Annotated in this window: 2 protein-coding genes; both read left to right on the top strand. The window is 48.4% G+C overall.

Translation table 11 applies throughout. The annotated features are described in order from the left end of the window. A partial coding sequence (locus NQF89_RS08805) for a tetratricopeptide repeat protein (RefSeq protein WP_323670737.1) occupies window positions 1-316 on the top strand: 316 nt, incomplete at its 5' end. 144 nt (window positions 317-460) lie between these two features. Continuing rightward, on the top strand, window positions 461-769 hold a 309-nt coding region (locus tag NQF89_RS08810; RefSeq protein ID WP_266137999.1), incomplete at its 3' end, for a hypothetical protein.

The following is a 769-nucleotide window of genomic DNA, read 5'->3' on the forward strand; positions in this document are numbered from 1 at the left end:
GGATTATAAGAAAGCCATTGAATGGTACCAGAAAGCAGCAGAGCAAGGGGTGGCTGACGCTCAGTATAAGTTAGGATTTTTTTATGATAACGGCGAAGGAGTTCCGCAGGATTATAAGAAAGCAGCGGAGTGGTATCAAAAAGCTGCTGACCAAGGGTCTGCCTCAGCTCAGTATAGGTTAGGACTTTTCTATGCTATTGGCCGAGGAGTTCCAAGGGATTATACGAAAGCTATTGAATGGTTCCAAAAAGCAGCGGAGCAAGGGTTTGCTCAAGCAAAATCTATACTAAAAGAATTCTCAAAAAGTCAGCCTTAAATACATTATATATGTGCTGCCCCGTAAGGTGTGGAATTAGCGCATCGGTCATGTCGAGTGTGGGCCCGTTTCTTCATGCCTTTTTGATGTTGTAGCATAATTTCGTTGTAGGGGGGTGAAGACATGTTACGGTTGGGGGTTGTGATGCGGGGATTTGTTGCGGGTATTTTGAGTTTTGTGGCGTTTGTTTTTGTGTCTGGTTTGGGTGTTTGTGCTGATGGGATACCGCCTATAGAGGAGGGGTTGAAGATGGTTGCGGCGCAGCAGCAATATGCGTTGCAACGGATGGGCTTGAGTGCGGCGTTAGCGCGGCAGGCTTTGTGGGGGGCGAAGTATAAGCCTGAGTCTATGTGCGCGCAGCATGTGAGTTTGCTGTTGAGCGGGTATGACGCGTTGCATCCTGAGTTTCCTGATGATGGGCCGCCGGATAAGGATAGGCAGGAGCGTATTCGC

This window comes from Bombella pollinis (assembly GCF_026385485.1).
Taxonomy (GTDB): domain Bacteria; phylum Pseudomonadota; class Alphaproteobacteria; order Acetobacterales; family Acetobacteraceae; genus Bombella; species Bombella pollinis.